This is a genomic window from Chitinophaga sp. 180180018-3 (genome assembly GCF_037893185.1).
GTDB lineage: Bacteria > Bacteroidota > Bacteroidia > Chitinophagales > Chitinophagaceae > Chitinophaga.
On record NZ_CP140772.1, the window covers coordinates 2,046,671 to 2,069,053 of the forward strand.

The 22,383-nt window shown below is 47.4% G+C and carries 14 protein-coding genes; 6 read left to right on the top strand and 8 right to left on the bottom strand.

The window, feature by feature from the left end; all coding sequences use genetic code 11:
• Positions 1-3,036: a TonB-dependent receptor gene (locus UNH61_RS08340; RefSeq protein ID WP_326991622.1), complete on the bottom strand. Its 3,036-nt coding sequence runs from the start codon at positions 3,034-3,036 to the stop codon at positions 1-3.
• Between the two features lie 499 nt (positions 3,037-3,535).
• Here UNH61_RS08340 and UNH61_RS08345 point away from each other — a divergent pair, with 499 nt between their 5' ends.
• Positions 3,536-5,671 carry a prolyl oligopeptidase family serine peptidase gene (locus UNH61_RS08345; RefSeq protein ID WP_326991623.1) on the top strand — a complete coding sequence of 712 codons (2,136 nt, stop codon included), beginning with the start codon at positions 3,536-3,538 and terminating at the stop codon, positions 5,669-5,671.
• A 21-nt stretch (positions 5,672-5,692) separates the two neighbouring features.
• Here the strand turns inward: UNH61_RS08345 and UNH61_RS08350 are convergent, their stop codons facing one another.
• Positions 5,693-6,109, bottom strand: a complete 417-nt coding sequence (locus tag UNH61_RS08350) for a hypothetical protein (protein WP_326991624.1) — start codon at positions 6,107-6,109, stop codon at positions 5,693-5,695.
• Positions 6,110-6,382: 273 nt separating this feature from the next.
• Between UNH61_RS08350 and UNH61_RS08355 the strand changes: the two genes are divergently transcribed.
• Together UNH61_RS08355 and UNH61_RS08360 are read left to right on the top strand one after the other, a co-directional pair.
• Positions 6,383-7,126, top strand: coding sequence for a porin family protein (locus UNH61_RS08355; RefSeq protein ID WP_326991625.1), 744 nt, complete (start codon positions 6,383-6,385; stop codon positions 7,124-7,126).
• Between the two features lie 143 nt (positions 7,127-7,269).
• Positions 7,270-8,139, top strand: a complete 870-nt coding sequence (locus UNH61_RS08360) for an aldose 1-epimerase family protein (RefSeq protein ID WP_326991626.1) — start codon at positions 7,270-7,272, stop codon at positions 8,137-8,139.
• Positions 8,140-8,246: 107 nt separating this feature from the next.
• Here UNH61_RS08360 and UNH61_RS08365 read toward each other — a convergent pair whose 3' ends face one another.
• The 6 genes from UNH61_RS08365 to UNH61_RS08390 form a co-directional block, all read right to left on the bottom strand.
• A complete protein-coding gene (locus UNH61_RS08365; protein ID WP_326991627.1) occupies positions 8,247-8,768 on the bottom strand; it encodes a hypothetical protein in 522 nt (173 codons plus the stop codon).
• A 70-nt stretch (positions 8,769-8,838) separates the two neighbouring features.
• A complete protein-coding gene (locus UNH61_RS08370; protein WP_326991628.1) occupies positions 8,839-11,964 on the bottom strand; it encodes an efflux RND transporter permease subunit in 3,126 nt (1,041 codons plus the stop codon).
• A gap of 10 nt (positions 11,965-11,974) precedes the next feature.
• Positions 11,975-13,018, bottom strand: coding sequence for an efflux RND transporter periplasmic adaptor subunit (locus tag UNH61_RS08375; protein ID WP_326991629.1), 1,044 nt, complete (start codon positions 13,016-13,018; stop codon positions 11,975-11,977).
• 11 nt (positions 13,019-13,029) lie between these two features.
• Entirely contained in the window at positions 13,030-14,394 is a 1,365-nt protein-coding gene (locus UNH61_RS08380) for a TolC family protein (protein ID WP_326991630.1), read from the bottom strand.
• Positions 14,395-14,520: 126 nt separating this feature from the next.
• The gene (locus UNH61_RS08385; RefSeq protein WP_326991631.1) at positions 14,521-15,135 is read right to left on the bottom strand and encodes a TetR/AcrR family transcriptional regulator; all 615 of its coding nucleotides are present in this window, start codon (positions 15,133-15,135) and stop codon (positions 14,521-14,523) included.
• 78 nt (positions 15,136-15,213) lie between these two features.
• Complete coding sequence (locus UNH61_RS08390; protein WP_326991632.1) at positions 15,214-17,436, bottom strand: DUF4838 domain-containing protein; 2,223 nt, start codon at positions 17,434-17,436, stop codon at positions 15,214-15,216.
• Positions 17,437-17,455: 19 nt separating this feature from the next.
• Here UNH61_RS08390 and UNH61_RS08395 point away from each other — a divergent pair, with 19 nt between their 5' ends.
• From UNH61_RS08395 to UNH61_RS08405, 3 genes are all read left to right on the top strand, one after another.
• Positions 17,456-17,644, top strand: a complete 189-nt coding sequence (locus UNH61_RS08395) for a hypothetical protein (protein ID WP_326991633.1) — start codon at positions 17,456-17,458, stop codon at positions 17,642-17,644.
• A gap of 104 nt (positions 17,645-17,748) precedes the next feature.
• A complete protein-coding gene (locus UNH61_RS08400) occupies positions 17,749-21,123 on the top strand; it encodes a response regulator (protein WP_326991634.1) in 3,375 nt (1,124 codons plus the stop codon).
• Between the two features lie 65 nt (positions 21,124-21,188).
• Positions 21,189-22,292: a response regulator gene (locus tag UNH61_RS08405; RefSeq protein ID WP_326991635.1), complete on the top strand. Its 1,104-nt coding sequence runs from the start codon at positions 21,189-21,191 to the stop codon at positions 22,290-22,292.
• Positions 22,293-22,383 lie beyond the last annotated feature (91 nt).

Here is a 22,383-nt window from a genome sequence, read left to right on the forward strand (position 1 = left end):
TTAGAAGTTAAGGGTTGCACCAAAAGTAAAGGTCCTCGCCTGCGGATAAGCAGCTACGTCTACACCACGCTGGCGGTTACCATCGGGGGTGCCGTTGTTGTATCCGAATACCGGAGTCAGACCGGAATAACTGGTCAGCATAAACAGGTTTTGCGCGGCCACATATACGTGCAGCTCTGATATACCGCTATGACCCCAAACTTTAGATGGAATGGTATAGCCCAGTGATGCATTCCTCAGAGAGAAATAATCGCCGCTTTCTACAAACCGGTCGGAGGTACGGTTGTTCTGATTGTCGTTGCTCAATGTCATTCTTGGTACTGAATTGCTGGTACCAGCGCCATGCCAGCGGTTCAGCGCATCTGCATACATATTGTACGGATAGTTGGCATCCATACCCTGCATTTTATCTGCGTTATAGAGCTTTACGCCGCTTACACCTGCGAACGACAGGCTCAGGTCAAAACCTTTCCAGCTGGCGCCTGCCTGTATGCCGTATACCATTTTAGGATTCGGACTGCCGAGGTTCACACGGTCTTTATCATCAATCACGCCATCGCCGTTGGTATCCACAAAGCGCACATCACCCGGACGGATCTTATCCTTGTTCGGATCGTTGGCAATGTTCGGATCTTTATTGATATCATCCTGTGTCTGATATATACCATTGGTTTTCCAGCCGTAGAATGAAGCCAGTGGCTGTCCTACATAAGTACGGGAAATTTCCTGTCCCTGACGGCCATAAGCGGTTGAGCCGATATAAGAGTTGGGATCATATAACTTTGTTACCCTGTTTTTAATGAAAGAGGCATTAGCGCCAATGTTGTAACGGAATGCGCCTTCGCCGCCCTGGTAGTTCACTTCCACTTCCCATCCTTTGTTGTTCAGCTGGCCGATGTTCCGGTCAGGAATAGCAGAAGTACCATGCAGATCCATTTCCGGTGCAGGCACCAGCATGTCGCGGGTGTTCTTATTAAACCAGGTAATGGTGGCATTCAGCCTGTTCTGGAGGAAACCTGCTTCCAGGCTGATATTGGTCATCTCAGCTTTTTCCCAGGTGATATCGGGGTTAGGCAGGCTGGAGTTCCATACGCCAGTATACGGGTTTTCGCCAAAGTTATAACGACGGTCTTTGATAATAGGGGCGAGATACTGAAACTCAGTTACGTTCTGATTACCGAGCTGTCCCCAGCCTCCTGTGATTTTCAGGTTGCTTACTGCCTTTACATTTTCCTTGAAGAAGGCTTCGTCCGAAATACGCCATCCTGCCGAGAATGCCGGGAAATATCCCCAACGCTGGCCCGGAGCAAATTTGGAAGATCCATCTGCACGGAAGGTGACGGTAAGCAGGTATTTGTCTTTGAACCCATAGAAACCTCTCACAAAGCCGGAGGCAATGGCATTGGCATTGTAATAATTTCCCTGCGCATCATGTATATCATTACCGTTACTCAGTACACGCTGGTCGGGCGATTCATCATTATAGCCCCAACGGTCGCCCCGGAAGTAAGAACCATTATAGGTTTGCTGGGAATAACCACCGGTAAGGGTAACGTGATGTATCTTGCCGAGGATCTTGTTATAAGTCAGAAATACTTCACCCAGCTGGTTATTGAAGGATTCATTTTTGTTAAACAGTTCCGCATGATCACGTGTTCTGGTTTGATCCAGCACTTTAGGCACGAAGCTGTATTGGTTGGCAAGACTACCATCGAACCCATAGTTACCACGAAGTGTGAGGCCATCCATGATTTCCACTTCTGCATACACACTGGCCAGCATACGGTAAGTCTTTGTCCATGTGTCGGTAGTGTTGGCAGTATACACGGGGTTATTGATATCGCCCAGTTCATTGCTGGCTTTGGAGCTGCCATAGCTGCCATCAGGATTGTATACCGGAATGGCAGGGTTGAAGCGAAGCGCGCTGAATATAAGTCCTGTTTGTGATGAATAAGTGTCCGGGCCACTGTTCTGGCGATAAGTCAACTGCAGATTTTCTCCGATTTTAACCCTTTTGCCAAGTTTATGTTCTGAGTTGATACGTACATTATATCTTTTGAAATAAGAATTAGTGATGATACCATTCTCATTATAATATCCTGCGCTGAGCATATAGTTAGAGGTCTGGTTGCCTCCGCGTAAGCTTGCATCCACATTGGTCACATTACCGGAGCGGAACAAGGCGCGCTGCCAGTCGGTACGCTGGGTGGCATAATACGGATCCTTCCAGATCGGCTCAATGGCCACACCATCGTTGGTGTAACGTTCCTGCTTCAGTTTCACCAGATCCGGCGCAGTGAGCAGCGGAACATAACGGGTCACGTTGCTGACGCCACGGTATACGTTGATGGATCCTTTCAGCTTTTCACCATAGTTACCTCTTTTAGTGGTAATGATGATAACACCATTGGCTGCCCGTGTACCATAGATAGCGGAAGATGATGCATCTTTCAGTACTTCCATGGAGGCGATATCATTAGGACTTACGTCAGAAAGGCCACCAGCAGGTACTCCATCGATGATAACAAGTGGCGATGCATTGTTGATTGTACCTGTACCACGGATACGTATATCCGGAGCACTACCGGGAGCTGCATCGGAACGAACGATGTCGACGCCTGAAACCCTTCCCTGTATGGCCTGAGCAGGATCCGATACCGGCAGGTTCTTAATATCGGCCCCTTTAACGGATGCAATGGTGCCCGTTACATCGCGGCGGGTCTGCACGCCGTAACCTACTACCACTACTTCGCCAAGCCCTTTGGCCGTTTCTCCCAACGATACATTGATAACGGTTTTGTCGCCAATGGTGATAGTTTGTGGTTCAAACCCGATAAATGAGAAATAAACCGATTTAGCACCGTCCGGTAAAGAAAGGCGGTAATTCCCTTTTGAATCGGTGGCAGTACCGCTGCCTGTGCCGGGCACGGTAACATTAACCCCGGGCAGACCGGCCCCATCAGCCGCGCCCGTTACTTTTCCTGTGAGGATCCTCTGCGCCAGCGCAGTGCTGCAAACTGAGCATAGGAAGATCATCAGAAAGCATAATTTTCCAGTGAATGATTGCTTCATAGTAATGAATAAGTGAGTGTGTGAATACGTGATTGGAAAAACAAAACTTAAACGCTGCTGATTTGTTCCTGTTGGTCGTTTTTAATTATGGCTGTTACAGTTGTTTTGATGGTCATGGAATATCTGTTGCTAAATCGTTGTACTATTAACAGTTACAGTTGTTTGATTGATGAATTCCCGGGTTCCAAAAAATCAGATGAAAAAGTGTTGGCCTTTCACGGGTACTACACGCACAGCAATGCTCTGCCAGAAAGGTAATAATTTTTACAAATGTAGTGGTATTGTTTTTTCAACTAGTTACGAAATCGATTAATTAACTATTAATACTGCCTTTCCGGCTACTGCAGTGGGATCGGCTGCTTTTATTACTTCTGGTGAAGATACTGGAAAGGGTGGTCAAAAAACGGGCAAAGGGATTTGGACATCTTTATTACTTTTAAAATTCATCTGATAAAACATATACATGATAAAGCTTTCCCGGCTCTCCGGCCTGTTGTTGCTGCTAGTAATCCCATCCCTGCATTCCTTTGCCCAGCAGCCGCTGAGCCGCTATACACCCAGCCATGAAGAAATAGTACAACGCTATCATAAAAGTAAACTGCTCGACAGCCTTACCAAAAAAACAGTGTTCAGGCATAATGTAGATGCCCACTGGCTTCCGGGCGATACCGCTTTCTGCTACCTGGCAGGCAACCCTGATGGAGATACTACGATGTACCTTGTGAATGCTTCTTCCGGGCAGAAAACCATCGTTGCAGATTCACTACGGAAAACGCGCCTGCTGGCCACTGGCATAGTTCCTGAACTGATACGCGCACACGAACCTGTACGCTGGGATATCTTTGAAACAGATGCCACTTCACCTGATAAGCAGTGGAAAACAGAAATTATTAACGGGAACGTATATGTGAAATCGCTCACAACAAACGCGGTTACTGCTTTAACCAACGATGCTGATACTTCCCGTAGCTATTACGGCGCCCTGGCCTGGTCGCCCGACAGCCGCTGCTTCATTGGCTACAAGGTGCGCCCGGTAACAGATTCTTCAGTGTTCTATGTATTGTCGGACGTGCCAGGTACCACCCGCGGTCAGCTGCGCTCCCAGTCATATAAACAACCTGGCGACCCATTCACCACCTGGCAGATGCTCATCTTCGATCCCGCCACCCGCAAAGTAACACCCGTAAAGGAAGATGCGATCGATTTCCTGGGAACGCCCGTACTTCACTGGCGTCATCAGCAACCGGGCTATTTCGTTTATGAAAAGGTAGATCGCGGCCACCAGCGTTTTCGCGTCATTGAAGTGAATACAACTAACGGAAACACCCGTACGATTTTGGAAGAGCGCACATCCACTTTTATATATGAATCCAGGCTTTATACACATTATTTACCCGAAACCAATGAAATGCTGTTAACTTCCGAGAAAGACGGATGGAGGCATATCTACCTCGTTAACACGCTTACCGGCACGCAACATCAAATAACCAAAGGCCCCTGGGTGGTCAGGGGTGTCGACAGCGTAGATGCGGTTAACCGCGAAATATGGTTCAGAGCCAGCGGCCGCAATGAAGGAGAAGATCCCTATTTCGTTCATCATTACCGGATCAGCTTCGATGGTAAAAAACTGCTGGCATTAACGCCGGATACCGGCGATCACCTGGTATTCTTTTCTCCCGGCCGCAAATATTATATCGATAAGTATTCACAGGTGAATGTGCCCCCCGTTAATGAACTCCGGCGTACGGCCGACGGAAAACTGGTAGCCACCCTCGAGCATGCTGATGTGAGCGCCTGGCGCGCACTGGGCGTGCCTTTTCCCGAACCGTTTAAAGCTACGGGCCGCGATGGTAAAACCGATATCTGGGGAATCGTTTGCCGCCCCTCCAACTTCGATACTACTAAGATGTATCCCGTCATCGAAAACATCTACGCCGGTCCTCAGGATGCTTTCGTCCCCAAAAGCTTCATGAGCTACTATACAGAAATGCAGGCCCTCGCTGATATGGGATTCATCGTTGTTCAAATCGATGGCATGGGAACCGCTAATCGCTCCAAGGCCTTTCATGATGTATGCTGGAAAAATCTGGCTGATGCCGGCTTCCCGGATCGAATACGCTGGATTAAAGCTTTGGCAGAAAAATATCCCTTCGTGGATACCTCACGGGTAGGGATATACGGAACTTCCGCAGGCGGACAAAATGCGCTGGGCGGACTCCTGTTCCATCCCGAATTCTATAAGGCCGGCGTAGCTTCCTGCGGTTGTCATGATAATCGTATCGACAAACAATGGTGGAACGAACAATGGATGGGCTATCCGGTGGGTAAACACTACGACGAACAATCCAATGTTACCAACGCAGAAAAACTCAAAGGCAGCCTGTTGCTCATCGTAGGGGAGGCCGATACCAATGTGCCGCCTGAATCTACCTACCGCGTTGCCAGCGCCCTTATTAAAAGCGGAAAAACTTTCGAATTCCTGCCACTCCCGGGAATAGGCCACACCAGCGGCGGTACATATGGAAGGCAGCGGCGCTGCGACTTCTTTGTGCGTCATCTCCTACAGGTGACACCACCTGATATCAATACAAACGAATAAACCTGCTCTTGTCAGCCAGGCTTATTCTGTGATCATCTCTGTTTCTTCCTTATGCCGTGGCTGATAATACAGATAATAATACATCAATATAATCAGTCCGGTAAAGAACGGGATTAACGCCAGGTGCTTATAGGTAATATCACCTGCGATTACGTGGGCATCAAAATGAAAGAACTCACTGATCATCCAATAGGAGTTGGCAGTGATCCATACAGAGATAGCTACATTATGACAAAGTTCTGACATAAACTGGCGGGTGCGCCAGGCAATGACAATGGAAATGATCAGTGTTGGAAAAATCATTGCCACGCCCAGTGGCTTCCATATCATACACCAGCTGATATCTTTCAGTAACCAAAAAACGATATGCAGGTTTTCCATCTTACGATAGGTTAATGGAATACTGTATACCGGGGAACTGGTGGCTTGTTTGCTCATATTGTATTTTTATCTGGTTGAAACGAACGGTAAAGATATTCTTTATCTTCTTTTTATTCCAGCGAACCTTCAGTGATACCTTATCCCGGCCCTCATCATTGCCGCAGGACCGGCCCGTTTTTTAAACGTGCTGAGCAACATGATACTGGCACTCACGAATGAACGATACTTATCATGAGGTATGTAATGAACCAAATGCTATAATGGTTTTAATGTTACCGGTTGGTTAAGTAATGTGAGATAATCATTAAATTTGAGGATAACTATTTTGTCATGAAAATCCAAAGCTCTTTTAAATGGCTCCTGCCTGCTCTCTTGATATTCGGTTGCATGCAGGCAAACGCACAGATTGACCTCGGTGTTCGCGGAGGCATCAGTATTCCCAATCTCACTGCCGGCGGCAGCGTAAAAAATCCTCTTAATAGCGGCTACAGCTCCCGACTGGGGCCTGATTTTGGCATATTCGGAGAATACCACGTCAGCAAACTTTTCTCTGTTGAAGCAATGGTCGATTACTCATCACAAGGAGGTAAGAAAACCGGGTTGCAGGCATTTCCCAATCCTATGGGGCCTACTCCTCCTTATTTTTACTCCGACTTCAAAAGTGAAGCAAAGCTCAATTATCTCATGGTGCCCATCCTGGCTAAATTCGGCTGGAACCTGGGTCACTCTCCTTTACGCCTCTACGTGGATGCCGGCCCCTTCTTCGGCTTCCTGCTAAACGCCAAACAGGTAGTAACAGGCAGTGGCCCGATTTATTTAGATGAAGCAGGTACACAGCCAACAGGCCAGAATTTCCAAAGCAGCTCACAGAATATCAAGGACCAGCTGAATACCTTCAATATTGGTATCAGTGGAAACCTCGGACTGGCTTATCTTTTCGGCCGTAACCAGGTATTCATCGAAGGTGGTGGCAACTATGGTTTCCGTAACATTCAGAAAAACGACGGTATCGGTAAAAATAACACCGGCGCTGGCACGGTTTGCCTGGGCTACGGATACAGAATTAAAAAGTAATTAGAAATCAGGAATGAAGAATTAACAAACAGCGCGAAGACCTTAGTGAATAAAAGTAAATCGCTAAGGTCTTCGCGCTGTTTGTTAATTCTTCATTCCTGATTCTTAATTATCTTCGCAGGGTTCTTTAACAGCAACAATCTATGATACATATTTCCAACGAAAAACTCTCCGTTCAGCTAAACCCTCAGGGAGCAGAATTGCAGAGCATTATCCGCAAAGACTCCGGTCTCGAATATCTTTGGAATGGAGACCCTGCCTTCTGGGCTAAACGAAGCCCGGTATTATTCCCGATAGTAGGTGGTTTAAAAGATAATACCTATCAGTATAACGGCCAGCAATATACGCTGGGCCGCCACGGCTTCGCCAGGGAACAGTTGTTTACAGTAACCGAACAGGGCAGTGAACATGTGAGATTTCTTATGTCCGACAACGATGCTACAAGAAAAGTATATCCATTTCGCTTCGAATTCAGCATACTGTATCTGCTGCAGGACGATCAGCTACAGGTAACTTACCAGGTACTGAACCTCGACGAAAAACAGTTGTTGTTTTCTGTAGGTGCGCATCCTGCATTTAAGCTACCGTTGATACCTGATACTACCTACGAGGATTACTACCTTTACTTCAACAAAGAAGAGAATGCCGGTATCTGGCCATTGTCAGCAGGTGGGCAAATAGAAACTGCTCCAATACCCTTCCTGGATCACACCCATGAACTACCCCTGAAGAAATCATTATTCTATAACGATGCACTGGTCTTCAAATCCCTGGAATCCACTGCCATCAGTATAAAAAGTAAACGCACTCCTCATAGCCTGACCCTCGAATTCGAGGGCTTCCCTTACATGGGTATCTGGGCTGCCAAAGATGCTAACTTCGTTTGTATCGAGCCCTGGTGCGGTATCGCCGACAGCGTAAACGCCTCCGGCCTCCTCGAAGATAAGGAAGGCATCAACCGCCTCGCTCCCAATCAAACCTTCGAACGTACCTGGACCGCTACTATTAATTAAGAATAGAGAATGAAGAATTAAGAAGTAGAGCGAAGACCTTAGCGAGTAATAATAAATCGCTAAGGTCTTCGCTCTACTTCTTAATTCTTTACTCTCTATTCGTAATTCTAAAAATTATATCCTGCCTTCAGTCCAAAGAAACCTTTTGTTCCATTCTGGAACCAGGCTTCATACTTGCCTTCTACGTCCAGGCCAAGGAAACGGATGCCAATTCCTGGCGCCACCAGCGCACCAACACCGTTGTTATAGTCGCCGGTAAATTTAGCAGTACCACCTTCTACTTTTACATAAAGCAGAGAGATCAGCTGATACCGTAACCCCAAACGAATAGGCACCACTTTCGCGTTCGGATAGTCGTAAGTGTTAGTACCAACACCCGTGGCAACAGTTTTACCCCCGAATTGGAAGTAACTGATAGATCCTACCGCTGTCAAACCAGCTACCAGCTTTACATCGGCGCCTATACCAATACCGTAACCGGTATTATGTGTTTTGCTGAAATCGCCGGTCGGAAAACCCGCTTCAACAAAAGGGCCTATGCTAAATCTTTTCAGCTGCGCCTGCGACGACTGTGTGCCTACACAAATAAAGAATAACATAGTAGCAAATGCCAGAAAGATTTTTTTCATAATAACTAATTTTTCAGAGGATTGGTTACAAGCAAAAATTATGCTTAAAAATAAGGAATCCTTCTGGAAATCAGGAATTGTGTATCATGGCATGTGGTAAAACCAGTCTTTCTCCTTCGGCTGAGGAATGATGCGTACTGCCATTCCCCTTCGTTTCTTCAATACGCGGTGGTATCAGTTTGTACACCACCGGAGTGACTATACGGGATAATAAGGTAGAGCTGATCAGCCCTCCAATCAACACAATAGCCAACGGTGCTATCAACGGATTAGTAGATATCGCAATCGGGATCAGACCACCTATTGCCGTCAGCGAGGTAAGCACAATCGGGAGGAAACGTACTTCTCCTGCCTGCCGTATTGCGGCTTCGAGCGGCATGCCCTGCATACGCAGCTGATTGGTAAAGTCTACCAGCAGGATCGTGTTTTTTACCTCAATGCCTGCGAGCGCTATCAACCCTATGATGGCCACGAAAGAAAGTGTATTGCCTGTAAGCCACAGTGCAATGGCCGCTCCCACGATTCCCAGGGGGATCACCGACAATACGATCAATGTACTTTTAAACGTCTTAAACTGCAGGATCAGCACCGCAATGAACATAAATACGGTCACAATGATCACTGTTAAGAATCCACCAAAGGAGTCTTTCCGGCTTTCCAATTCTCCACCCATCTCATATGTATATCCGGTGGGAAGCTTCATGGTATTCATCTGCGTGATAACATTATTGATCACCTGATCTGTCAGAAAACCCTTTTTAATGAATGCACCTATTGCTACTACCCGGTTTTTTTCCTGATGTTTAATGGTCAGGGGAGATGTTTCCAACTCCAGGTGTGCTACTTGAGAAAGTGGTATCGCGGTTCCCTGGTTGTTGTTCACGTACAGATCGTGGAACACGTCCAGCGTAGGTTTGCCGTTTTTCTGCCTGGTAAGCAATATGTCATATTTCACATCGTTCTGATCATTGTATTGCCCCAGGTTTATACCGGCAACGGCTAAACGAACTACCCGGTCGATGTTGACGGTGGGAATACCCAGCTGTTGGGCTTTTTCCCGGTCAATTTTTACGCGTATGTCCGATTTTAGCGTACTTACCGGATTGTTGATGTAAATGGTGCCGGGAATTTTCTCCAGCATTTGCTCTACTCTCCCGGCAATCGAACGGAGTGTATCCAGGTTGTCGCCGAAAATGCGCACTTCCACGGGAGCTGATACCGGAGGGCCCTGTTCGAAATTCTTGACTTCTACTTTCGCCCCGGGATAGGGTGTCCACTTCCTGCGCAGTGATTCTATCAGCTGCGTCTTTTCAGCGGGACTACTATGCGGCAACAGTTGCACGAATATCTGGGCGTAATCACTCCGCTCATTTTCCTGTGTCTCGTTGTAATAGATCCGCGGATTTCCCTTTCCGATATTGCTCGCAAAAGTACCAATCAGCTTCTCCCGCTTCAGCGTCGATTCCAGTTGACGTACTATACTGTCGGTATATTGAAGGTTCGATTGTGGCGGCGTGAATACATTGATGAGGAACTGCGGTTTTTCTGATGAGGGAAATAAACTGAATCCGATCACTTTGAAGATCCCTACAGAAGCAATGAATATCACCAACGATACCACAATGGTGATCAATGGCCGGTGCAATGCTTTGTCGAGCAACCTGGCATAACTGCCATGGATCACCTTTTTGAGTAACCGCATGAACAGGTTCCCGTCCGGATGCCCGGTATGTTCCTTCAGCAAACGGCTCGATAAAAAAGGAATAATCGTCAGGGATACAGCCATAGAGGCCAGCACGCTGAGTATAACGGCCAGGGGCAAACTCCTGATAAAGTCACCACTGCCTTCAGGCATAAATACCAGCGGCATGAAAGCGATCACCAGCGAAGCCGTACAGCCAATAACTGCCAGCCCTATCTGCGACGTGGCTTTCAGGGTGGCTTCCATGCGGCTATGCCCTTCAAGCATCCAGCGTTCAATATTTTCTACCACCACAATACTGTCGTCTACCAACAGCCCCAATGCTACTACCAGTCCCACAATGCTAAGCTGGTTCAGGTTATAGCCAAACAACTGTAGCAACACGATGCCTATGGAAAGGGAGAGGGGGATGGAGATCATCACTATCAGCGCCGGCCTTTGTCCCAATGGAAGCAGCGTAAAAGCCACCAGCAGAATGGCGATGATAAAGTCTTTACCTAACCCGCTCAGCCTGCCATTCACGGCTTCGGCCTGATCAAAATACTGTACCTGGTCGATGTTGGCCGGTAGCGTTTTCCTGAATCGTTCCAACACCGGCTTGTATTGCTGTTGCGTTTTGGTGATATTCTCACCTGATTTCTGCGCAGCAGACACTACAATGCAACGGTGACTATTGAGGCGAACAAAATATTTTTCATCTTCAAAACCATAATAAATACTGGCGATGTCTTTCAGGAATATATTTTTCCCGTTGGCGCCCGATACAATGGTGTTGCCGATTTCACTGATGTTCTGATAATTGCCGCTGGTTTTGATATTGAATGTTTTTTCTCCTGCATCAATACTACCACCAGGTATATTCGCCATTTCGCTTTGTATGGCTGCCATCACGGTATTGACCGGCAAATGCAGCTGCGCCAGTTTGTCCAGCTGCAACTCTACGCGTACCTGTTGATCCGGTAATCCATGTGTCTTCACATTCTTCAGAGAAGAAACTTTTTCCAGTTCATCCTGCAATTTGTCTGCATAGTACCTGAGCTGATCGCGTGACGCATTTTCTGAGATAAGCGCCACCTGCAACACGTTTACGTCAGAGGGCTCCAGCTTCTTCACTTCTATACTGTAGATGTCCGCCGGAAGATCTTTCCGCTTGTTATTCACCTCTCTTACCAGCTCCTGGTATTTCTGTTCTACATTGGAGCTGTATTTGTATTCAACGCGCATAACTGCTACGCCGTCGTTGATAGTAGTACGTATCCGTTTGATATCATCCAGTGCATAGATCTCCTTTTCCATCGGATCTACTACAAGATCTTCCATATCTTTCGGGCTTGTGCCGGGATATACCACCACCACCGTATACTGAGGAGCCCTCATTTCAGGGTCTTCCGACCGGGGCATATTGAGGATGGTAGTGATGCCCAGCACTATGATCATGATAAAGATCACCAGTGTGAACTGGTAATTTTTTACGGCATATCTGGCTATTTTCATGGTAATGATGTTATTGGATGATACGGATGGGTGACTGATCCTTCAGATAAGCGCTGCCGGAAATAATAAGAGCCCTTGCCTGTTCCATGCCTGCGCTGATGAGTACATTGTTCTTTTCCATGCCTGCGATGGTGACCGGTATTCTTTGAGCCGTTTTATTGTCGTTGGTCACAAATACAAATCCCGTGGTGCCGTTACCGTCCAGCAGCGCGGCATAAGGAATACTCCAGGCGGTACCGGTGGCAGCGGTGCTGGCGTCGATATGACATCTCCCAAACATCCCTGCTGCAATAGCGGTTGTTTTATTACCGGTCACCTGCACGTCTACGAGGAAGGTACCACTCTGGGGATCTATTCCTTCTGATTTGCGTGTAACCGTTCCCGGTATACTTTCTCCGGATGCGCCGCTTACTTCAATGCTGGCTTTGTCGCCTGTTTTTATCTGCGCCCACTCTTTATCGCTGACGCCTACACGAAGTTTCCAATGGGCGCTGCTGGCGCCGTTCGTTTGCAATACAGGCGTGCCGGCATTTACCATCTGGCCGGCGCTTACCAGTTTGTGCAGCACATAACCATCCTGTGTAGCATGAATAGAAGAGTAGCTGCGGTTGAAACGGGAGGTGCTGAGCTGCTGGTTAGCCTGATCCATGGCTGTTTTGGCATTGTCGAGCTGCTCACGGGTGGCAACGCTGTCGTTGTACAGACGCTGCACACGCTGGTAATCGCGTTGCGCTTTTTCGAACGACAACTGATCCCGTTGCACCTGTGCATCTATTTCCGTAAGGTTAAGGGTAGCCAGCAACTGTCCTTTGCGTACCGGATCTCCTTCTTTCACCAGTATATTGTTGATGATACCATTGGTTTTAAAAGAGAGATATACTTCATCGTCGGTAGTGAACTGCCCCGAAGCATTGATGGTAACTGCTGTGCCCTGTTTTTCCAGTGGCAATATTTTTACTGGTATGGTATCTGAAACTGTGGCGGTAGCCGCAGGCTTGCTGCCACAGGAAAACAAAAGCAGGGAAAGAGGTAGCAGGAGCAATGTATTTTTCATAAAAGGTAAGTTTATTGATTGTTGTTATTGATATTGTAAGATGCCTCCGCACGTTCCACCGATGCATACGCTGTTTGCACAGATGCCTGTGCCATCGTGGTCTGTAGCCGGGCCTGTGTCAGCTGGTTCTGTGCATCCAGCAATTCTATATACAGCAGCTGCCCTTCTTTATACACTTTCATCTGATCGCGATAATATCGCTCTGCAAATGATAACTGACTTTGTGCTGTCTTAAAATTCTTCAATGCTGTCTGATAGTCATTCAATGCCTGGTACAGCTGTAGTTGCAGGGCATCGGTAGTTTGAGAAGCGGCGTTCGTAATACTCGCTACGTCGTTGGCAGCCTGCCTGATCCGGTATTTATACCGGTGGGAGCCGAACAGGTTCCATTCGAGATTCAGTCCAAACAGGTAGTAACGTGTCTTATTATCAAAATTTGCGAGGGTGCCCTGCGAGCCAAGATCCAAAAAAGTGTTGAGCTTGGGTATCAAATAGGAGCGCTGCAGTTGCTCGTTCAACCGCAATGCTGTGGTAGCACTCTTATATTGCACAAGCTCCTCTCTTTCATTGATGTCTTTTCCTGGTAGTAATTCAGGTACGCTCAGCAGGGTGCTGTCCAGCGTAATGTCTTCATCCAGCCCACGGTTCAGCAAAAAATTAAAATAGGCTTTGGCATTTTTCCGGGTATTGATAGCCTGTGCAATATCCCCATCTGTTTTTTCCTTCTCCGTTTGCGAACGGTAAAGCGCAGTGTTATTCCTGATCCCATTCCGCACCATGCTCTCATTAATGCGTATATTCTCATTGATCAGCGCCAGCGCAGTGTTGTAGATGGCTACGGCCTGTGACGACTGATAATACCGGTAATACGCGGTTTTAATATCCCGCACCAACTCCCGTTTGTATACATTCAGCGCTGCCTGCTGCTGGGTGATCTGCTCTCTTTTTATCTTCTGGTTATAATAAATCTCCGCGTTAATCAATGGCAGACTCGCCCTGAACTTTGCATCATAAAAATTATCAGGATTCAGCTGCTCCGAAACATTGCTGAGCGATTTGAAATTGTGACTGTTCGTAAGCTGATTCAATGTGCCATACACCGGGTTCATGATATCCCCGATAGGAATATCGATGGTGCGGCCGCCGGAAGCTTTGGTGTAACTGCCCAGGAAAGCCACATTGGGCCCGAAAAGACTGCTGGCCTCCTGTAATGCGGTCATCGCCTTGTTCAGCTGAAAATGCTGCTCTTTCAGCCCTTTATTGCTTTGAAATGCGGTTTGTATGTATTGATCCAGCACCGTATGCTGGGCAAAGGAGCGGAAAGCGCTGGTGAGCAGGCATATTAACAATGCTCCTTTTGTGATTGATGTGTACATAGTGAACGGTGTTTATTAAGATCGAAAAAAATAAAGCCAGTGCGGCTTTCGTTATCGATGTTGATATACTTAACAGTGTTTATTACTGTGCTTTAAAAAAAGCCCGGAGGCTTTTATGATGACGGATTACGCTTTTATCATCTCAAGATATTCTTTGGCCGCCTGCCGGATCGCGCCCGGGATTTCTTCGTCTGTTATCCCGGATACCTTGGTACATCGGCCCCGCAGGTAAAGACTCATAAATCCATGTGCAAACGACCAGAGCGAAAGCGCTCCAATAGTGGCATCTGTAAATTTTATCACCTTCTTCTCTATACATTCCTTCACCAGGTTATACAACGCATCATAAGAACGGTCTCCATTCTTCCACTTATCACCTTTTTCAGCATTCATGGGCGCCTTGATAATAAACATCAGGTCGTACAATTCAGGATGATCCATGGCGAACTGCAAATAGCCATAGGCCAGCTGCTCCAGCCGTTTGAAAGGATCAGGGTCGTTAACCTTGTCCGTAAACTCCTGCGCAAGCGTATCAAATGCTTCCGACTGCACATCATACAACAACTCGTCCTTGTCTTTATAGTATAGGTAGATGGTAGCCGGACTGTACTCTATCCTGTCTGCGATATTACGGATGGATACCTTGTCATAACCATCTTCCACAAACATTTTAATAGCTGCGTCTACAATACGCCGGCGCATCTCCGCCTTTTCACGCTCTTTTCTTTCTATTATGCCCACGTTAAATTGTTTACAGTGCAAATATACTGAACAGTGTTTATTATCCAAATTTATTTTTGAAGATACCACCGCAATGAGTTATTCTACAAAAATCTCATCGCAGCATAATGCCGGCTGCTTGCCAGCTACCTGCCTCCAGTCGGGCAAAGCACCAGGGCATTTCGCCGTCACACGGATATACCGTGCTGTGCCGGAAACTGAGAAGGAATAACTCCCGATGTGTACGCTATAATCTTCTTCCGGCTTCGGTATTTCCTTTGCTCCAACCCGGGTGAAATGTTGCCCGTCGGCCGACACCTCCACTACAACTTGCGCTGGTTGAAAGATATAATGCCGCGCATCCTGCAGGAAATCCATGCTCACCTGACGTATAGCCCTGGCCGTGCCCAGGTCTATCGTGGCAATCATATCTTTGCCATAAGTGAAAAGCCAGTTATAACTGAAGTCATTACCGCCACGCAGGCCGTCCGTAAGGGTATGCTCTTTCTTAGGTGTAAACTCCGGCGTAAAAGGATGAGCCAGGGTAACCGGCGCTCCTAAAGCCAGGCTGCGCACCCATTTCCTGCCAAACCATTCTTTCCATTCTGTTTCATAGGCATCAGGAGTAAGTCCTCCTTCAGCCAATTCCCTGACACCGGCTGCTTTACAGGCTATGGTGAATTGCCTTACCCGCTCCGGCCACGAAGGGTTAACACTGCCGTTGGCCAGCAGATACCCGTTTTTTTCGGTTCCAAAGAAACGGGACTGCTGCAGCATTACATACTCCAGTTGTAACTGCACGTTATTAATACGCTGTAGCAGCGTGGCATTATTGCCTGCTGCTACCCTGGCTTTATCCAGCTGAGATGTATACTGCTGCAACAAGGCCGGCGAAAGGTAGCTCAGCGAGCTGTATACAGGGTTACCATATATATCCAGGTTACTATGGGTATGCTGAACTGCAGCGCTCAATGCATCCATATATTGTGCGATGAAGGGCGCCGCCGCGCCATAATACCCTTTCAGAAAATCGTCGTTGATCTTTTTGATATCGGCATTCGGTTGCCATAACAGGTAAGCCTGTACGTAACTGTTCCAGGCTGCCATGTCGCTCTGCGTTTCGCCGCTTCCCTGCGAGAATACCCCCTTCACATGGTGACTGGCAAAGTATTGCATGTTAGGCTGCAAATGATGGTAATCCGGAAACGGGCAAAGGTAATTGGTGAATTGTGTGGTGTAATCCCAGATAAAAAGGTTGCTGGTGGTGGCTTCCCAGTCTGCCAGGTTTTTGCGGAACGCTGCTGCTGAATTTTCCTGTGCCAGCGGCGCTTGCCGGAACGCGTCTATGGTGCTCAGCATGATATACACATTGGGTGCGGGCTTTGTTTTTAATGGAGCTTTGGCCGTATATCCATAAGCAAGCGTGGTGAAATGTTGTTCCGGGAATTCATGTGCCACCCGGTTAACGAAGCGTATCAGGGAACCCTGCGGCCCGCCTTCTTCTGCGTCTGCTTTGGCACATTGCTCGCAGGTGCAGGCACCAGGACCATCTTCGGCGGAGATAGACCAATACATGGCATCCGGGTTTGCGGCAATGGCTTTCTTCAGCCAGGCTACCGTTAAGGCATATACGTTTTCATTGCTCAGGCACAGCTGCATAGGCTGCCGCCTGCCATTTACGAGCGAATAATATTCAGGATGTTCCCTGAAGTAGGTTTTTGGCGGCACCAGCTTGAAAAACGAATGCCCCCAGAGCCCCCACAGGTCTTCAAACCTGTGCAGGCCATGCCACCACAAATATTCCTGATCCATAGCTGCAGGGTAGTAGGTTTCCCTATATGAGAACATGGGTTCAGACAAATCTTCGATGGCATCTTTCAGACGTATATCCTTCGACGTTGGAACCTGCGCCGGCCCCTGATCATACTTACGGCAACCCATATACGCTTCCAGGATATGATATACGCCGTATACCACGCCCTGCCCGCTGCCTCCACGTATATAGAGCAGCTTATTGCTGGTACCGGTGTAATATCCTTCATTTTTAATGGTAGCCGGCCCCGCGCTGTGCGCCGTATTACCGATAAATACGGCCGGTGCATCCTGCTTATACTCGTTTTCTTTGATCAACGCCAGCTTCGCCCCGGATATGCGTTGTATATAGTCCTGGAAAATGCCGGCGGCTTTGCTTTCTGCTTTGGTAGCCTGCTCAGGTATCACTATCACATAGTTGCTCTTGCCCTGTTGTACCAGCATCAGCTCTTTGCCATTCTGCTGACAGGCGCCATACAACAAGGTGGTCATTAACAAAAAGCTATTCATAAAATTCCGCATTATTAGTATGTTAAAATCTCCGCCTTACCTTCAGGGGATATCAGCGGCCCTGCTTTCCTTCAAATTCTTTACCAAAGGTGCTAAAAAGAAAACAGCAGCGTTCCTGCGGGGAGATGCCAGCTGGCAGAAAACGCCCACCATAGTAGAGAAGAATAGTTTTGGATGGCCCCTTCAAAAATTAAGGAAAAGTTTTTAATCAGGGATAAGTTTTATATTACATCGTGACAAATTTTGCTGCCCTCGCAAAGATAGAATTCCGAATGCATTTAGCTATTTTTATCCCTTTAAGGAACTGATTATATGAAACTTTCTTTGGCTAACAGGCTGTACCTTGGCTTTACACTGGTAGTGGTACTCGTGCTGCTTGGAGGATACCTCACTTGGCAGACATTTACTACGCAAACGCAGGAAGCCGGATGGGTACAGCAAACCTATCGCGTGTTGAATAATGTTGAAAGAATACAACGGCTGCTCTTTGATATGGAATCGTCCCGGCGGGGTTTCCGGAGCACATTCAACCGTCATTTCCTTGAACCTTATGAGCTGAATCTGCCCAAAGTGGCACCAACAGTAAATGACTTGCGTACCATGGTGGCGGATAACCCGGTGCAGTACGGGAATGTGGATTCCCTGCAAACGGCTGTCAACACGCTATTGAGCTATTGGAATGAGCTGGACCATGCCTCAGAACATCAGCGTTTTGAACAAAATGCCAGTATCACAGAAAAAGAAGCCCTGTTGATGGATCTGGTCCGGGCCAGGATGTCGGCCCTAACCACAGAAGAACGACGCCTGCTGACTAAGCAGGAAAAAGATAATAGCATTTCCTTTACCAAAGCGGTGAAATCCCTGATGCTGAACAACCTGTTCATCCTCTTGGTGGGCTTTGTACTGATGAGGGTAACTTATCTGGAGTTTAAAAGAAGAATGCGTGCCCAGGAAGCACTTAATAATAAGCTGGATGAAGTTGTAAAACTCAATACAACTGTTAATGAACGTAACTGGTTGCTGACAGGGGCAAACGAAATGAACGATAGCCTGCATGGAGTGAATAATCGGGAAGTGCTGTTGCAACATTCACTGGAAACCCTGGTCCGTTTTGTACCATTTGCGGCCGGTGCCATTTATTGTTACGATGAACTACATCGGGAATTGCATTTGGCTGCGTCCGTTAATATGCCGGTTGCTGTCCCGAAAACAGTGCCGCTGACAGAGGGCTTTATTGGTACCAGCGCCACTGCCAGGAACATACAGGTGGTCCCTGAAGTACCGGCAGGATACTGGCAGCTGAGCTCAGCCAGCGGAGGAATGATACCCGGCGCCCTCGCTTTTGTTCCACTCCGGATAAATGAAGAAATACTGGGAGTGATAGAACTGGCCGCATTTAAAGAAATAACACCGTTGCAACTACGCCTGATGGAAGTATTATCAACGGATATTTCTGTTGCGCTGAATGCTGCTAACGCCCGGGCTAAAATATTAGGGCTGCTTCAGCAGGTGCAGGAACAAAAAGAAACATTACTTGCCCAGCAGGAAGAATTACGGCAATCCAACGACGAACTAAGCCGCCAGTCAGAGGTACTTCAGGCCTCCGAAGAGGAACTGAGGGTACAGGAAGAAGAACTACGGCAGGTGAACGTGGAAATGATGGAGAAGAATACCGCCCTGGAAGCCGCCAGGAGTGCGCTGGCACTTAAAGCCGGTGAATTGGAGGCCAGCAGCCGCTATAAATCTGAGTTCCTCGCTAATATGTCGCATGAATTGCGCACGCCACTGAATAGTGTGCTCATCCTTGCAAAAATATTACAGGAAAATAAAGACAACAATCTTACAGGGAAACAGATCGAATATGCCGGTATCATCTATAAATCAGGTTCCGATCTGCTCCAGCTTATCAATGACGTGCTCGACCTCTCGAAAATAGAGGCCGGTAAAGTGGACCTGAATTATGACGAGGTGCGGATAAGTGCCGTCATCAGCGACTTGTCAGATCTGTTTGAAGTACTTTCACAGGAAAGGAAGATCCGGTTTGTGAAGAAGGTGGCTCCGGATATCCCGGAAACGATCCGGACAGACAAACTTCGGCTCGAACAGGTGATCCGCAACCTGTTGTCAAATGCATTTAAGTTCACCCCGGCAGGCGGAGAGGTAACCCTTTCCTGGTACATGAACGACCCCGGCATGCTTGGAGTGAGTGTCAGCGATACCGGGCCGGGAATCCCGCAGGAACAGCAGGCACTTATTTTTAGCGCTTTCCAGCAGGGAGATGGCTCTATCAGCAGGAAATACGGAGGCACCGGGCTTGGACTGAGCATCAGCACTCAGCTGATGGCACTGCTTCATGGTGGCATCCGTCTGGAAAAGAGCAGCAGCGAAGGCAGCACCTTTTCCATCCACCTGCCGGTAAACGAGGAGGCAATATCGGTAATAGCGGAAACACCAGCTGCCACAAATGAAATACAAGCCGTAACACACATAGTAAACGACGACCGGGATAATATCAACAGGCACGATAAACTGGTACTGATTATTGAAGATGATGTCCGGTTCGCAGACATACTTCGCGATTTTGCACGCGATCAGGGATTTAAAACCGTTGTTGCCAATAATGGTCAGGATGGACTGGACTACGCCCGGAAGTATCTGCCGACTGCCATTATCCTCGATATGAATTTGCCGGACATCGATGGCGCCAGTATTCTAAAAATCCTGAAAAGCAATGAACAGCTGAGTAAAATACTGGTACACGTGGTGACGGGTGCCGATATGCCCCGTATGCGGGAAGATAACATATATGGCTATACGAGAAAGCCGCTGAAACTGAAAGATCTCGAGGATGTATTCGCCGGGATCAGTGACCGGATACAATCACGCCTGAAGAAGGTATTATTGGTATCCTCCGGCCCCCTGACCGGTGAGCACTCTCTTCCGGCAATGAGTGAAAAACGCAACCTCGGCACTGCCTACGATATTGCCGATATCGACAGGGCCGAACGCTTCCTCTGGGAAAAACAATATGATGCAGTAATTGTTGAGATCAGCGAACCGCTCGACACTGGTATTGCACAGCTGCAAACACTTTCCCGGATCACCGAAGTACGGGATACTCCACTGATCGTGTACCTCGATCAGGATATTACCTCCACAGAGGAACAACAACTGAAAAAATTCGCTTCCACTATTGTCAGGAACGCTGTGCATGCACACGACCGTCTCATGGATGAACTGGAACTTTTCCTCTATAAACTAACGAAACAAACATCTTCCGGCATTGTCATGAATGAAGACATAAACGGAACGCTGTCCGGTAAAACGGTATTGCTGGCAGATGATGATATGCGCAATGTATTTTCCATCAGCGCCCTGATGCAAGAACATGGCGCCAATGTGTTGACTGCAGCCGACGGGAGGGAAGCTCTCGAAATATTGGATCGCAATCCCCAACTGGACCTCGTACTGATGGATATCATGATGCCGGAAATGGACGGCTATGAAGCCATCGGCCGTATTCGGTCGGATACACGTTTTCAGAAACTCCCGGTGATAGCGCTTACTGCCAAAGCAATGGCCGGCGACCGGCTGAAATGTATCGAAGCTGGTGCCTCTGATTATATCGCCAAACCGGTCGACAATAACAGACTGCTCTCCCTCCTGAGGGTATGGCTGTTTTCATGATCAGCCCGGATGCTGGAATAACAGATAACTTAAGATATATTAGCATTGCAAATAAAAGTTGAGAGATGAAGCCACAACGAAAAACATTTACAATACTACTGGTAGATGATAAGCCGGAGAATCTTGTCTCCCTGAAACATATGCTGGAAGGGGAAAACAGGGAGATATTAACAGCAACTTCAGGCAACGATGCCCTTAAAATATCATTACGGCATAACGACATCGGCCTGATTATGCTGGATGTACAAATGCCCGATATGGACGGCTATGAAGTGGCAAAATTGCTCCAGTCGAACCCCAGAACAAAAGATATTTCTATCATCTTTGTAACTGCTATCAACAAAGAAGAGCAATACGTGATAAAGGGTTTTGAAGAAGGCGCTGTCGACTATCTTTCCAAACCCCTGGATATAAACATCACCCGGGCAAAAGTAAACGTGTTTGAAAAACTTTATCTTTCTCAGCAGGAGCTGAAAGCGGCCATGGTAGAGAAAGTACAGATCAATAAACAGCTGGAACGCTTCATGTATGTAGTGGCCCATGATCTCAAATCCCCGCTCTCAGGGGCCATCAGCCTGCTTACAATGATCAATGAAGATGAACGGATTCAGGAGGCTCCGGACCTGAAAGAATATATGAGCATTGCACTTGGGGCCATTAACCATCTTACCCAAATGATCGCTGCTATCATGGACTATACCCGTCATAGTGATGCTGAGCAGGTCGTAGAAACAGTAAACGTAACAGAACTCATCAGGCATCTGACGGAAGTATTATTCCCGCCGGCCAATATCCGTATTGTCACCAACGGAAAGCTGCCGGTATTGGCTACCAACCGGCTGAAATTGCAACAGGTGTTCCAGAATCTTGTCTCCAACGCTATCAAGTACAACGATAAAGCAGAAGGGCTTATTACTATCGGCGGAACCGATAAAGATGAGTTCTTTGAATTCTATGTAAAAGATAACGGTCCGGGCGTAGAAAAGCGGGACACTGATCGTATATTCCGTCTTTTCGAGCGACTGGATAACGACGGCAAAGAAGAAGGCACCGGAATTGGGCTGAATATATTCAAACTGCTGGTAGAAGAACAGGGCGGTAAGGTATGGGTAGATTCTGTACCCGGCGAAGGCAGTACTTTCTATTTCCTCTGGCGTCAACACTATTAACTGAAATTAAGAATATGGAATGAAGAATTAAGAATGAAGGCGAAGACTTAATCGGATAACCACATTTCGATGAAGTCTTCGCCTTCATTCT